The organism is Lysobacter capsici, from assembly GCF_018732085.1.
GTDB lineage: Bacteria > Pseudomonadota > Gammaproteobacteria > Xanthomonadales > Xanthomonadaceae > Lysobacter > Lysobacter capsici_A.
In genome coordinates, this window is record NZ_CP076103.1 from 3,031,639 (window position 1) to 3,046,551 (window position 14,913).

General features: G+C 66.3%; 10 protein-coding genes. 9 read left to right on the forward strand and 1 reads right to left on the reverse strand.

Going from position 1 to position 14,913, the window contains the following annotated elements; genetic code table 11:
• The first annotated feature begins 61 nt into the window (after positions 1–61).
• The 7 genes from KME82_RS12825 to KME82_RS12855 all read left to right on the forward strand — a co-directional run bounded on the left by KME82_RS12825 (position 62) and on the right by KME82_RS12855 (position 8,458).
• Positions 62–325, forward strand: coding sequence for a PAAR domain-containing protein (locus tag KME82_RS12825; protein WP_215498855.1), 264 nt, complete (start codon positions 62–64; stop codon positions 323–325).
• 101 nt (positions 326–426) lie between these two features.
• A complete protein-coding gene (locus KME82_RS12830) occupies positions 427–1,905 on the forward strand; it encodes a hypothetical protein (RefSeq protein WP_215498856.1) in 1,479 nt (492 codons plus the stop codon).
• A 37-nt stretch (positions 1,906–1,942) separates the two neighbouring features.
• A complete protein-coding gene (tssM, locus tag KME82_RS12835; protein ID WP_252255734.1) occupies positions 1,943–5,716 on the forward strand; it encodes a type VI secretion system membrane subunit TssM in 3,774 nt (1,257 codons plus the stop codon).
• Positions 5,716–6,702, forward strand: coding sequence for a type VI secretion system-associated protein TagF (gene tagF, locus KME82_RS12840; protein WP_215498858.1), 987 nt, complete (start codon positions 5,716–5,718; stop codon positions 6,700–6,702). The genes tssM and tagF overlap by 1 nt, the downstream gene beginning before the upstream one ends.
• A gap of 2 nt (positions 6,703–6,704) precedes the next feature.
• Positions 6,705–7,526 (forward strand): OmpA family protein, encoded by an 822-nt coding sequence (locus KME82_RS12845; RefSeq protein ID WP_215498859.1) that lies wholly within the window; start codon positions 6,705–6,707, stop codon positions 7,524–7,526.
• Positions 7,527–7,952: 426 nt separating this feature from the next.
• A complete protein-coding gene (locus KME82_RS12850; RefSeq protein WP_215498860.1) occupies positions 7,953–8,114 on the forward strand; it encodes a hypothetical protein in 162 nt (53 codons plus the stop codon).
• A 47-nt stretch (positions 8,115–8,161) separates the two neighbouring features.
• The gene (locus tag KME82_RS12855) at positions 8,162–8,458 is read left to right on the forward strand and encodes a hypothetical protein (protein ID WP_215498861.1); all 297 of its coding nucleotides are present in this window, start codon (positions 8,162–8,164) and stop codon (positions 8,456–8,458) included.
• A gap of 272 nt (positions 8,459–8,730) precedes the next feature.
• On the opposite strand, the gene tssA is transcribed toward KME82_RS12855, so the two are convergent.
• The gene (gene tssA / locus KME82_RS12860; protein WP_215498862.1) at positions 8,731–9,789 is read right to left on the reverse strand and encodes a type VI secretion system protein TssA; all 1,059 of its coding nucleotides are present in this window, start codon (positions 9,787–9,789) and stop codon (positions 8,731–8,733) included.
• Positions 9,790–10,102: 313 nt separating this feature from the next.
• On the opposite strand from tssA, the gene KME82_RS12865 reads away from it, so the two are divergent.
• Positions 10,103–13,105, forward strand: a complete 3,003-nt coding sequence (locus KME82_RS12865; RefSeq protein WP_215499063.1) for a type VI secretion system Vgr family protein — start codon at positions 10,103–10,105, stop codon at positions 13,103–13,105.
• A complete protein-coding gene (locus tag KME82_RS12870; RefSeq protein ID WP_215498863.1) occupies positions 13,102–14,853 on the forward strand; it encodes an esterase/lipase family protein in 1,752 nt (583 codons plus the stop codon). Before KME82_RS12865 ends, KME82_RS12870 begins: the two co-directional genes overlap by 4 nt.
• Positions 14,854–14,913: the final 60 nt, after the last annotated feature.

The window sequence follows — 14,913 nt, forward strand, 5'->3', positions numbered from 1 at the left end:
CCCACTCCTGCTATCGTCCCGGCTGACATCTGGATCGTCACTCGCCAACAGGAGCATGGCCATGTCCCGTCCTTTCATTCTCGTCGGCGACTGCATCGACCACGGCGGCGCCGTGGTCAGCGGCTCGCAGGCCTCCGACGTGGACGGCCGCCCGCTCGCCCGCATCGGCGATCGGGTGATCTGCAGCCTGCACGGCCCCACCGTCATCGCCAGCGGCGATTCGAGCCTGATCGTCGACGGTCAGCCGATCGCGCGCCACGGCGACATGACCGCCTGCGGCGCGCATCTGATCGCCGGGCAATTCCACGCCACGGTCGACGCCTGATGGATACGCCGGCACGATAAGACGGATAGGCACTCAAGGATGAAGCACGTGCATTGGTCTGACATGGACGCAGGCAAGACCGGGATGAGGAAGGTCCCGGCATGAAAGCCTTCAAGATGATCCTGCTGCTGGCCCTGCTGACCGGTGCGATCTGGTTCGTGGTGGTGCTGGCGTGGCAGGTCAACGACACCCAGCCGAGCGGATCGGACCTGGCGCTGTACCTGGGCGGCTTGCCCCTGCTCGCGATCGGCACGGTGCTGCTGGTGCGCTACGGCCTGCGCCAGCGCCGTGAGCGCGCCGCCGAACAGGCCGCCGCGCCCGCGTCGGCGGCGAAGGGCGCGGGCCAATCCGGTGAGCACGATGCGCCCGCAGTCGACTACGTACTGCACCTGCACGCCGCCGCCGTGCATCTGGCCATCGGCACGACTCCCGAAGAAGCCGCGGCGAACCTGGTCGAACCGGTGCGCCCGGGATTGCATCCGAGCTTGAAGAACGCCCAAGGCATGCCGGTGATGGCGGTGGCGGTGGAGGACGTGGACACCGACGCCATGGCCGACGCGCTGCGCGTGATCGCGCCCGATCACGATTTCGATCATCTGTTCCCGCAAGAACGACTGCGCGCGATCGCCTTGCTCGAACCGGTGGTCGAGCAATTGCTCGTGCTCGAATCCGAAGTGGTGGCCGGGCTGACGCCGCTCGGCGGCGAGCCCGCGCCTTCGCTGTCCGGTCGCCGTTCCGATGCGGTCGCGCCGCCGAAGTCGCGCCTGCGCACCTTGCTGCTGGTCGCCGAATCCTGGCCGCAGCCGGCCCGTCAGCTTCTCGGCGACTGGGTGATGGGCAAGGCCGAATCGCTCGGTCTGCCGGCCGACCGGATCGCGGTGGAAATCGTGCCGGTCAACGACGCGAGCCAGGGCTGGAGCCTGATCGACCAGATCGGCCGGCGCTACCACGGCGAAGTCACGCCCGATCGCTATCTGCTGTTGGCCTGCGCGTCGCAGCTCGGCGACAGCAGCATCGAAAGCCTCGAAGCCTCGCAACGATTGTTCGGCAGCGGCCGTCCCGAAGGCCTGGTCCCCGGCGAAGGCGCGGCCGGGCTGTGGCTCAGCGGCCCGCCCGAACCGGGCCGCGACCCATCGCCGGAGGCCCTGGAACTGCACGTGCTGCAGCGCGGCCACGTCGCCGCCGGCACCTCCAGCCGCAACGCCACCCGGCAAAGCTCGGAACTGATGAACAAGGCGCTGGCCTGCACGACGCAATCGGCGGACGCGGTCACCGCGGTGGTCAGCGATGCCGATCACCGTCCCAGCCGGGCGATCGAGATCGCCAGCGCGATCGCGGTGGTGTGTCCCGAACTCGATCCGGTCGGCCAGAGCCTCAACCTCGGCGTGGCCTGCGGCCATCTGGGCGCGGTCGCGCCGTGGGCGGTGATCGCCGTCGCCGCCGCGCAGGCGCGCAGCACCCGCGCGCCGGTGCTCGCGGTCGGCCTGGCCGACGGACAAGCGCGCGCGGCGATCGCGGTGACGCCGGTTCCTCCTCCTTCCTCCACCCCAGCCGATCGCAGCGACGATCAGGCCGCCTAAGCGGCGCACCTAGCAGCCCACACGGACGACGTACTTGATGAGCAGGCTCAGATATTTTCTTACCGACTACCGGGTGATCGCCGCGATCGGCGTGTTCGCCGTGGGTGGGGTGGCGTATTTCGGCGCCGACAAACTCAAGACCATCGGCGGCTGGATCCTCGCCCTGGCGGTGCTCGCGCTGCTGGTGTGGATCGTGGTGTGGATCGTGCGCCGGATCCTCGCTGCGCGCGCGGCCAAGCAGCTCGACGCGATGGTGCAGCAGCATGCCGAGCAGGCGGTGGTCGCCGCCAAGCCCGCCGCGCGCGCCGACACCGAGCAACTGCGCGAACGCATGGCCGAGGCGGTCAAGGCGATCAAGTCGTCCAAGCTGGGCCTGCTCAAGGGCAGCGCGGCGCTGTACGAACTGCCGTGGTACGCGATCATCGGCAATCCGGCCGCCGGCAAGAGCACCGCGATCCTCAACTCGGGCCTGCGTTTCCCGTTCGAGGACAACCGCAGCAACGTCATCCAGGGCCTGGGCGGCACCCGCAACTGCGATTGGTACTTCACCACCGAAGGCATCGTGCTCGACACCGCCGGCCGCTACACGGTCAGCCCCGAGGATCGCCTGGAATGGCTGACCTTCCTCGACCTGCTCAAGAAGAACCGCCCGCGCGCGCCGATCAACGGCGTGATCATCGCCGCCTCGATCGCCGAGTTGTCGGGCAGCAAGCCCGAATTTGCGATCGAACTGGCCAAGAACCTGCGCCAGCGCGTGCAAGAACTGACCGAGCGGCTGGAAGTGTTCGTGCCGGTCTACGTGGTGTTCACCAAGGCCGACCTGATCGCCGGTTTCGCCGATTTCTTCCAGGGCCTGGACCCGGCCGAGCGCGAGAACGTGTGGGGCGCGACCTTGCCCTACGACGCCAAGGGCGAGACCGACGCGCTCGCCGCGTTCGACAGCCATTTCGACGAGCTGTCCGAAGGCCTCAAGGAAATGAGCCTGTCGCAGATGGCGATGCAGCGCGGGCGCGAAATCGGCCCCGGCCTGCTGACCCTGCCGATGGAGTTCACCGGCATCAAGCCGGCGCTGCGCACCTTCATCGCCACCTTGTTCGAGGAAAATCCCTACCAGTTCAAGCCGGTGTTCCGCGGCTTCTACTTCACCAGCGCGCTGCAGGAAGGCGTGTCGGTGCAGCACGCGTCCGAGCGCATCGCGCGCCAGTTCGCATTGCGCCCGCGCGCCAGCGCCGCCGAGCGCGCGCCGATGTCGGACAACGGCCACTTCCTGCTCGGCCTGTTCCGCAAGGTGATCTTCGCCGACAAGCAACTGGTGCGGCAGTATTCCAGCCCCAACAGCAATCGCCTGCGCAAGGTGATGTTCCTGGCCTCGTTCGCGCTGCTCGGACTGTGCCTGGCCGGCTGGGGCTGGTCGTACCGCAGCAACGGGCAACTGGTGGCCAATTCGGTGCAGGACCTGCGCCAGGCCAAGGCCTTGCAGGAAGGGCGCTTCGACGTGCAGTCGCGGATCCAGGCGCTGCTGGTGCTGCAGGCGCGGCTGGAGCAGTTGCAGAGCTATCGCGAGCAGCATTCGCTGTCGATGGGCCTGGGCCTGTACCAGGGCGGCCGGATCGAGAAGAAGGTGCGCGAGGAGTATTTCCACGGCATGCGCCAGCTGATGCTCACGCCGGTGCAGACCAAGCTGGAAGCCTATCTGAGCGAAGTGCTGGCCAACCGCGCGCGGGTCAAGGTCACCGATGCGGCGAGCGCGACCGCGCAGGTGGCCGCCCAGGTCAACGTCGGCCAGACCCTGTATCAGGACGCGTCGCCGACCGACGCCAACGACGCCTACAACGCGCTCAAGACCTATCTGATGCTGGCCGACACCAGCAAGGTCGAAGGCAGTCACCTGAGCGATCAGCTGACCCGGTTCTGGCGCGGCTGGCTCGACGACAACCGCGGCACCATGTCGCGCGAGGAACTCGCGCGCTCGGCCGAGCGCCTGATGGCGTTCTACGTCAGCCAGTACGAACAACCCGGCTGGCCGACCATCGACGAGAAATTCGCCCTGGTCAGCGACAGCCGCAGCGTGCTCAAGGGCGTCATGAAGGGCACCCCGGCGCGCGACCGCGTCTACGACCAGATCAAGCAGCGCGCCTCGGTGCGGTTCCCGCAGATCACCGTGGCCTCGCTGATCGGCGAGGAGAACGCGCGCGCCGGCGTCGCCGGCAGCTATCGCGTGTCGGGCGCGTTCTCGCGCAAGGCCTACGACGACTACGTCAAGGACGCGATCAAGCAGGCCGCCAACGAACAGCTCAGCGCCACCGACTGGGTGCTGGCCGACACCGTGCAGGGCGATCTCACCCTCAGCGGCAGTCCCGAGCACATCGCGCGCGAACTCACCCAGTTGTACAAGACCGAATACGCGCAGGAATGGCGCAAGTTCATGCAGGGCGTGACGGTCAGCGATTTCGGCAATTTCGATCAGGCTGTGACCCGCATGAACACCATCGGCGATCCGCAGAACTCGCCGTTGCGCAAGATTCTCGAAGCGGTCAACAACGAAACCATCTGGGACAACCCGGAGGCCGCCAACAAGGCCCTCGGCGTGGCCAAGAAGGGCATCGTGGAGTGGTTCAACCGCACCATCCTGCGCCGCCAGCCGGCCGGCATGAACGTGCAGGTCGACCCCAACACCGGCAAGCAGGTCGCGGTGCAGATGGGGCCGATCGGCGCGGAATTCGCCGGCCTGGCGCGATTGTTCGCGCAACGCGACAGCAGTCCGCCGATGATCAACGCCTACTTCGATGCCATGGGCAAGCTGCGTTCGCGCCTGAACGGGGTCAAGACCCAGGGCGATCCGGGTCCGGGCGCGCGCAAGCTGATGCAGGAAACGCTGGAGCGCGGCAGCGGCTCGGAGATCTTCGAAATCGAGAAGATCATCGACGAGCAGATGCTCAATGGCCTCAACGAAAGCCAGCGCGACGCGATGCGTCCGTTGCTGGTGCGTCCGCTGATGCAGACCTTCGCCGCGCTGATACGCCCGACCGAGGGCGAGATCAACCGGACCTGGGTCGAGCAGGTCTACCAGCCGTTCGAGGACGGCATCGGCAAGCTGTATCCGTACAACGCCAGCGCCACCGCCGAGGCCACCCAGGCCGATCGCGACGTGGTGTTCGGCGCGAACGGGTCGATCGCGAAGTTCGGCAACGAGGCGCTCGGTGCGCTGGTGATCCGTCGCGGCACGGTGATGACGCCGCAGCAGTGGGCCAATATGGGCGTGAGTCTGCGGCCTGAGTTCACCGCCAACTATTCGAACTGGGTGGGCGGTGCGAGCGGCGCTTCGAAGGGCGATGCGAACTCGGGCATGGTGATCGAGATCCTGCCCGGAGCGGCCACCGGTCGCGAGTACACGATCACCATCGATGGGCAGACCCTGCGTTATCGCAACGAGCCGCCGCAGTGGAAGACGATCGAACTGGTCAATTCCAGCAGCGTGCGGATCGACGCGGTCACCCTCGACGGTCGCAGCGTCGAAGTGTTCAACGAGCCCGGATCGAAGGGCCTGAACCAGCTCTTCGAAAAAGCTTACAAGGGCAAGGGCAGCGGCGGCGACAAGCACTTCCTCATGTCGTTGAACAAGGACGACATCTCCGTCGATTTCGAGTTGCGCGTCATTCGCACGCCGATCAAGGCCGATTCCAGGCCCGATGCTGGCAGCGATCGTGGACAGCGCCTGCCGCGTGAAGTGGCAGGCGCCGTCGTGGCCGCTCCGACCGCACCGGCGGCACCGACCGCGCCCACCGCCGCCGCGCCGGCAGGAGGCCTGTAATGGCGACCATCGAAGCCATGGCCCAGGTAAGTTACTTCGGCAAATTGCCCTCGCGCGGCGATTTCGTGCGCACGCCCGAGAGCCATCAGCTGATGGTGCTGCTCGATCGCTGGGCCGGCGCCGGAGTCGAACTGCTGGCCCAGGACCCGTCGTGGAAACAGCTCTACGACCGCGCGCCGCCGATGCACTTCGCGTTCCTGGGTTCGCGCAGCCGGCTCGCGATCGGCGGCCACTTCCTGCCCAGTCGCGACGCCACCGAACGGCGTTTTCCGTTCCTGTCGGCGACCCGCCTGGACATCGCCCAGCCGCTGGCGTTCATCGCCCGCAGCCCGCTGGCGCTGGCGCGCATGTGGACCGGCATGGCCAAGCTCGGCAAACAGGCCGTGCAGGCTGAGGACGCCGCCGACCTGCTGCGCGAACTGTCCGAGAACAAGATCGCGGTCAACACCGATCCCAGCGTCTACGACGCGGCGTTCACCGATTTCCTGGACCTGCAGGACGTGGGTTCGCTGCAGGACCTGCTGCAGCAGTCCGGCCACAGCCACGTGCAACTGCGCTGGGTGCTGCCGGCGCTCGGCCTGCTGTTGCAGCCGGTGCTGACCGGCGCGGCGTCGCAGATCGACAAGGCGCTGTCGCTGCCGCTGCCGCGCGACGCCCTGTACCGGCCGATGGTCGCCGCGTTCTGGCTCGACCTGATCAGCGGCTTCATCGCGCGGGCCGACTTCGAACTGGCGATCCTGATCCAGGACGAGGCGACGCCGCGGCTGATCATCGGCTTCAACGGCGCCGACGGCCGCACCTTGCAGGCGGTGCTGGACCCGCAAGTCGCCGGCGAGCAGATCATCCGTGTCGACGACGCCGAATGGGTGGACGAGCATGTGGCCGGCGATTACGCCCTCAACAAGCTGGTCAGCTACATCGGACGCGACGACCTCTCGCTGCGCGTGGCCCGCAAGGCCTTCGGCGAAACCTTTCTCGGAGCGTGAGCATGCGCCGCACTTTCTTATTCCCGCATCGGGCGGTCGCGCTGATCGCGTTGGCCGTGGCTCTCGCCGCGTCCGGCGTTCACGCACAGACCGCGTTGCCCGCCGCCGTCGGCGCCGGCGCGCCCAAGCCGATCATCGCCTCGGGCAAGGTGCCCGACGAAGCCAGCAAGCAAGCGGTGCTCACGCGCCTGCGCGAGCTGTACGGCAACGAGCGGGTGATCGACCGCATCGAGGTCAGCCCCGGCGTCGTCGCGCCGCCGAACTGGCGCCAGAACGTGGTCAACATGCTCGCGCCGGACTTGCAGCAGGTTACCGCCGGCAAGCTGGAGATCAACGGCAACGCGGTGCGGGTCAGCGGTAACGTCGCCAACGAGCTGCAACGCCAGCAGATCGTCAGCGGCCTGTCGACGCGGATCAACAACCCGACCTATTCGGTGGACGGCAAGCAGCTGCGCATCGCCGCGGGCGCGCAACAGAACCTGCTCGACAACGCGCTGGCCAACCGCATCGTCGAGTTCGAAAGCGGCAGCGCGACGCTGACGCCGAAGGGCGAGCTGATCCTCGACGAGATGGCCGCGGCGATGAAGCAGATCGGCAACAAGCGGGTGCTGATCGTCGGCCACACCGACGCCGCCGGCCGCCGCGAATCGAACCTGGGGTTGAGCCTGGCGCGGGCGAATTCGGTCAAGCAGTACCTGCAGGTGCGCGGCGTCAACGGCGGCCTGCTCAGCGTGCTCGGCGCCGGCCCGGACCAGCCGGTCGCCGACAACGCCACCGCCGAAGGCCGCGCGCGCAACCGGCGCATCGCATTCAAGGTGTTGTAGGCAGCCGATTCACGGCGCAGCGCTTCTGCGCGGTGCCTTCGAGCCGGACTGAAAAGCTCGAGACGAGCGGCTCGCAACGGGCGCCATCGCGGCATCAACGATATGCACGACATTCGTCCATTTGCCGTGTTGTGTGCCTGGATGTGACACAACGCGACGAATCGCCGATTTTTCTGATCGTTGTCGCAATTCACGCGCCGGCGCGCGAATACGCTGAGCCCGCATAGGCAAGACATCGAACGGGGGATGAAGCGAACCTGTCGCCAGTCGGCAGGTGCGGCACATGATCGCGGGGCGGGTTGCATGCCCCGCGCAACCTCGCGAGCAAGGTCCGCAATCCCCGCTCGCAATCGTAGTGCAGAAGGTAAGCACGCCCGTAGAGACGCTGCAGCGACAACGCAATCACGACAAAACAGGACGCTCCCCGTGTACGGATACACACCGGCCTGCCTGGCCAAGCTCGTCCAGCTCAATCAGGACACGCGCCTGATCCGGGTCAAATCCCCGCTCGAACCCGAAGCCTTCGTCGTGCGCCGCATGCGCGGGACCGAATCGCTGTCTAGGCCGTTCGCATATCGAATTTCCTGAACGATCCGACCGGCGATCGCCTGCATACCCGTGTCGACGACACGCGAATGAAGCGCGTGGTCGGCGACGTCTCTCTGACTTGCGAATGGGCTCGGGAACGCAGTTACGCCGGCGTGGATTACACGTTCGATCGAGCCGGAAACATGACTCGGAGAAATCGATTCTTTTCAGCCCGGTCGAAGGTGAATGGCCGTATCGTACGCATCGTCCAAGAGACGCCCGAGGAAGGCGAAGGCGTCCGGCATTGGATCGACGAGAGTGAGAGCGAGTTGACGGTGGTGTGCGTGCTGGAAGAGCAATTCATCGAACAGATAAAGGTGCTGGTCGGGAGCTGGATCGGCTAGCTTTTCTTGCTGAAGGTAACCCCCGTGCATCGTGATCGACGGCTCGAATCGTTGGCTCGAATCGGGCTTGGAATGGAGTCAAGTTCAGTCAGCGGGCTGGGACCGGAAAACGCGGTGCGCGTCGATCGCTGTAAGCAGGCGTCTGTGTGCCAGGTACGTTAGCCAGACGAAAGCACCAAGAAGATGCCTGTTGGCTTGACGGGACTTGCCGTAACTGTTCACGAAAACGTCGCCCCAGGGGCGGCGTTTCCACAAGCGCGACCACGTCGGCGCTAGTCGTTGTGATTGCCGTCGTTGCTATCGAGCAACTCCTCGATCTGACTGAGCGTGCTCTCGTCCTTGATCACCCGCTTGAGCCACACATGCAGCGGCATTTCGCCCCAGCGCGCGGCCTTGTCGGCGAGGTAGGCGACCGGGCTGTGCGGTTCGGTGCGGCGGAAGAACTCGGCCACGCGCCGCAGTTGCACGATCGCGTCGCGGCGCGATTCGATCGCGCCGGGAGGCGAGCCGGCGCTCTGGCTGCGCACCGGTGCGGTGTCGGTGTCGAGTGCGCCGTCGATGCGTTCGCCCGGCGATTGCGGATCGGAGGCGACCCCGTCGATCAGCACGCCGGCTTCGCGGGCGAAGCGCCGGGTGGTGTCGACCAGGTGCTCGAGCTGATCGCGCGCCTGGGCGAAGCTCGGGCCCTCGTGGCCCAGGCGGGCGTCGATGATCTGTTCGAGTTCGCGCAGCGCCTCGCGGCAATCGGGCACGACTTCGATCAGCTTGAGGTAGTACTCGCGCGGCGTGGCGCGTCGCGCCGATTCGATCTGTTCGACGGTCGGGCCGTTGCCGTCCTCGCTGCCGCGGCGCGCGTGCGCGAGTTCGATGTCGGCGATGCCGTAGCGCCCCTGCGGCGATTGCATCAGCGGCAGGCGTCGCGACCATTTCGTCGAGTGCTCGAGCAGCCAGATCAGGTTGCCGATGCGCTGTTCCTGATCGCCGTCCTCGGCCTGCGGATGGATGTCGTCCCAGAAGCGCTCGCACAGCGCGGCTGCGAGGCGGTAGCCCCGGGCCAGGCCGGCGAAGCCGTGGATCTGGGTCTGGCTCTCGGTCCACCACGACACCAGACGCAGGTCCTTGGTGGCGGTCTTGAGCAGCTTGGTGGATTGGGTGGCGACCGACTGCCAGTCGGCGACCTTCAGGTCGGTGACCCATTCGCCCTGTTCGAGCGAGGGATCGTCGGCGCGGCGCGCCTCTTGAATGACGTCGTACTCGATCGAGAACGACATATCCGAGCCGGACGGGGCGGCGTCGGAAATCGGCGCTAACAACTCTTCCAGATCCTGCATGACAGTCCATTGAAGTGCGGGAAAGACGCTTCGGATTCTACAGAACGCGGCGCCGGCGTCGCGGCGGCCGGCGGCTGCGGATGGGCGAGGGCGGGTTTCGCTCGAAATCTGGCTGAATCGAGGTGCAAAAAAGGCCCAGCAAGTCACGGTTTCAGGGCCGCGGCCGGGCGCCGGGCCCGGGTCTTCTACCGGCCCGCGGTTCCGATACACTGGGACCTTGCGGGAGAGGTCGCCATGGAGGCGGCCTGCCGAGGCTGGCACGGGCCGACACGGTTCGTGTGCGCGCAAGGAGAAGGGCGTGAGCAGCGAAGGAATGCAGCAGATTCTGGCGGGACTGTCCCGCTTCATCGGTGCGCAGCGGTTGTACACGCTGGCGTTGCCGCAGGACGAAGGCGCCGGCGAAGACTGGGCCGTGGAGCGCTGGCAGGGCTGGGAGGCCTTGTCGGGCGGCTTCGAATGGTGGATCGACGTGCTGTCGGTGGATGCGCGGCGGCCGCTGGACGCGTTCCTCGGGCGCCATGCGGTCTTGAACACCCGGCTCGCCGACGGCGGCCAGACGTCGCGTTCGGGGCTGGTGCGCGAAGCGCAGTGCCTGGGCAGCGAAGGCGGCCTCGCGCGCTACCGGCTGTGCCTGGTGCCGTGGACCTGGCTGCTCGGCCAGGGCCGTCACAGCCGGGTCTACCAGGACAAGACCGTCGCCCAGATCGTCGAGGCGGTATTCGCCGCGTACACCCCGCTGGCGGTGTGGCAATGGAGCGACGAAGCCGGGCCGTTCCTGGCCGGCGCGCGGCCGCGCAGTTACTGCGTTCAATACCGCGAGACCGATGCGGCCTTCGTCGATCGCCTGCTGGCCGAGGAAGGCCTGGGCTGGCGGCTGGAAGAAGACGGCGACGCGCCCGGCGGGCATCGCATGGTGCTGTTCGCGCAAAGCGGACAAAGCCCGCAGGAAACCAGCGACGCCGCCTATGGCGCGACGCGCTTCCACCGCAGCGACACCACCGAAGACAGCGACACCGTGCAGAGCTTCGGCGCGGTGCGGCGGATCGCGTCGACCGCGCTGACCTTGCTCAGCGCCGACTACAAGGGACTGCAGACCCAGGTGGCGAGCGTGCCGCTGGGCGAGCAAGCCGACACCGCGGCGCAGTTGGAGGTCTACGACCCGGTCGGTCTGTATGCCTTCGCCGATCGCGCCGAGGCCGAGCGTTACGCCGGCCTGTTGGCGCAGGCGAGGGCCTCGGAACGCACGATCTGGCTCGGCCGCGGCACCGTGCGCACCTTCCGCAGCGGCACCTGGTTCGCATTGACCGATGCCCCGCAATCGGAAGCCGACACACCGCGCGAAGCGCTGCTGGTGGCGGTGCAACATGCGGGCGTCAACAACCTGCCCAAGAGCGTGATCGAGAGCGTCACCGCGCGTTTCGGCGCCGCGCCGCGGGTTCCGCTCAGGGGCTTGCCGGGCGCATCGGACTCGACCTGGAACGCAGTGCTCGCGCGCGCCGAAACGGTCGGTTACGCCAACAGTTTCGTCGCCGTGCCGCGCGAGCAGCCATGGCGGCCGGTCCTGCACGACGGCACCGGCGCGCGCTTGAACCCGCGTCCGACCGCGCCGGGCTACCAGACCGCGATCGTGGTCGGCCCGGAAGGCGCGACCCGCCCGCAGGGTACGCATGAGCTGTATTGCGACCGGTTGGGGCGGCTGCGGGTCAAGTTCCACTTCCAGCAAAGCGGCGGCGAGGCCGGCGCCAGTCAAGCCGAATCCAATCACAGCTGCTGGCTGCGCGTGGCCCAGCGGTATGCCGGTCCCGGCGTGGGCACCCAGTTCCTGCCGCGTATCGGCCAGGAAGTGCTGGTGGCGTTCCTCGACGGCGATATCGACCGGCCGGTGATCGTGGGCGCGCTGTACAACGGTCAAGGCGAGGCCGGGGTGCTGGCCACGCCCGGCGAGGCCTCGCGCGACGGCGACGCGGCCGTGTACGCGCAGGCCAGCGACCATGGCCCCAGCGCGCAGGCCAACAGCGCCGGCGGCCACGCGCCGGCCTGGCACGGCATGAGCCAGGACGCCGACGGCCATCGCAATGCCGCCGCGCTGGTCGGCATCAAGTCCAAGGAATTCGGCGGCGGCGGCCATAACCGGCTGGTGTTCGACGACAGCGACCGGCAACTGCGCCTGCAGCTCGCCACCACCCAGGCCGCGACCCAGCTCAACCTGGGCCATCTGATCCATCAGGCCGACAACTACCGCGGCAGCTTCCGCGGAGAAGGCTTCGAACTGCGCACCGACCAATGGGGCGCGGTACGCGCCCAGGCCGGGCTGTGGATCAGCGCCTACGACATCAACGGCGAAACCCCGGCCGGCGAAACCATCGCGGCGGCCGCGCTGCTGAAGCAGGCCAGCCAACTGGGCGAAGTGCTGTCGAAAGTGGCCGGCACCCATCAGACGGTGAAGCTGGCCGCGCACGAAGGCGTCACCAAGGCCGGTCAATCGGCCTTGATCGACGACCAGCCGCCGTTGCGCGCGCTGCTGACCAGCGCCAAGACCACGGTCGACGGTGCGGACTTCGATGGCGCGCTCGGCCAGTCGATCGAGCGCAAATCCGACGCGGGCGAGGGCAAGGTCCCGCACAGCGGCGACGCCTTGCTGGGGCTGGCAGCACCCGCCGGCGTGGGCTTCATCGCCGGACAGAGCCTGCAATGGGCGGCCGGCGAAACCTTGACCGTGGCCAGCGGCCAGTCGAGCAACCTCGCCGTCGCCAAGGACCTGCGCATCCACACCGGCCAGGCGATCGGTTGGCTGACGAACGCGGTGGAAGGCGCGTGCGCCGGCAACGATCCGGCACTGAGCCTGGTCGCCGGTAACGGCAAGCTGGAATTCGAGGCGCAACACGATCAACTCAGCCTGCAATCGCGCGATCAACTCAAGATCGTCTCGGTCAACGCCGAGGTCGAGCTGGCCGCCGGCAAGACCGTGCATCTGGCCACCGCCGGCGGCGCCAGCGTGACCATCGAGGGCGGCAACATCGTCATCAATTGCCCGGGCACGATCACGGTGCATGCGGCGAAGAAGTCGTTCGTGGGGCCGGCGCAGTTGTCGCGCGAGTTGAACAGCTGGCCGGACGCGAAGTTCAACGAGCGTTTTCAAGCGGTTTTTGCCGATGGAGAGCCCGCGAAGAATCAGCGTTATGTCATTACCCGCGCCGACGGCGCGAAGATCCGCGGGGTCACCGACGCGATGGGGAACATCGATTTGCAGCAGGGACTCAATCCCGAAAACATAGTGATCGAAATGCTGGGTGAAGCGAGCGGAGGTCAGTCATGAGCGTGCCCCCTGACAAGGCGAGAGAAGCGCTGGGCCTATTCAATGCCCAGGGACAGCCGACTTACAAATGGGGACTGACCAGCACGAACCTCGCTGATCAGGTGCGTTTGGTCTTGCCGCCGATGAAGGTGCTGCCGGTGATCTTCATTCCCGGGATCATGGGCTCGAACCTGATGGATCTGAACGGCGACGAGGTATGGCGCCTGGATACTACATTCGGCAAGCCACTGGGGCTTGCGCGCAAGATGGCGTTCGCTAATTCCGCCGAACGGCAACGGCTCATGCACCCCGCCAGGACCCGGGTCGATCCCGGAGGCAGCGTGCCGAGCAAAATCAAGGGTTCGGTAAGCAACAAGAGCCAATACAGCACTCAGCGCTTTTGGGGCGAGGTGGCCGAAAGCAGTTATCACGGCTTCCTGCTCTGGCTGGAAGACCGCTTGAACGGCCAGGGCTTCAATCCCGCGCGATGGAACGATTTCAGCTATCTGGCTTTCAGCGCCGCGCCGAAACCGGGTGAACGTCCGCCGGAGCCGAAGTTGCATCCGGGAATCCCTATGGACATGCGCGGTTTCAATCCTTCCACGTATGCCGACACGCGCGGCGAAAACCCGTTTTCAGTGCTGGGCGGGGTGACTTCGGACGACTTGCTCAAGCGCGCGAAATTTCGCATGCCCGTTTATGCATGCGGCTATAACTGGCTGGCGTCCAATACGATCGGCGCCGAACGCTTGCAGGAACGCATCGAACAGGTGATCAAGAGCAACAACGGCAACGGCTTCAAATGCGAGCAGGTCGTGCTCGTGACCCATTCGATGGGAGGACTGGTCGCGCGCCGATGCGTATCGCTGCCTGGAATGAGTGAAAAAATCGCAGGCATCGTGCATGGCGTCATGCCGGCGGTTGGCGCCGCGGTGGCCTATCGGCGTTGCAAGGTGGGCATGAAGGACGAAAGCTACGTGGCCGGGTTGGTCATCGGAAGCAACGGGCAAGAAGTTACCGCGGTGTTTTCGCAGGCGCCTGGCGCCTTGCAGTTGTTGCCGACCGCGGAGTACCGCGCGAAGTGGCTCAAGGTCAAGGATGCGAGCGGAAAAGAAATCGAAGTACAGCCTACGCAAAATCCCTATGACGATATTTATCTGCGCCGGGATCGCTGGTGGTGCCTAATACGCGAAGAATGGCTGAGGCCCGCCGGCGGGCGTCCGCTGTCTTGGGACCAGTTCGCCTCGAACATCAAGGAATCGCGCAGTTTTCACAAACAGATCCAAGGCCAGTACCATCCGGTGACCTATGTGTATTACGGCGCCGATTCCAAGCACGCGAGCTTCGAGACGATCCGCTGGAAGATGAGGGCTGGAGCGAAGCCCGACAACAAGCCCGCGCCTAGCGCCGATCAAGTGAGGAACATGCGGTTCGATCAGGTTCGCGACGACGGCAGCAATCCGCTGCATGTCGGCGGAAAGACTGAAGTGGTCACAAGTTACAATCCGTATGGCGGTGGCGCTTACAGCACGTACCAAAGCAGCTATTGGGAACTCGAGGCGGAAAAACAGGATGGCGGCGGCGACGGCACGGTGCCGATCAGCTCCGGTAAGGCCCCGTTGCTTTCGGCAAGCAATAACGGCCACATCCGCCAACAATTCCGCATGACCGGCTTCGAGCATGAGCCGTCTTACCAGAATGCGAGCGCCCAACTCGCCACGCTTTACAGTATCAACAAGATCGCGGCCGCGGCCAAGTTGTCGTCGTGAAGTTTCCGTCGCATGTTTGCCTATTGTCGTTGGCGCTGCTTTTCGCAGGATGCCAACCCG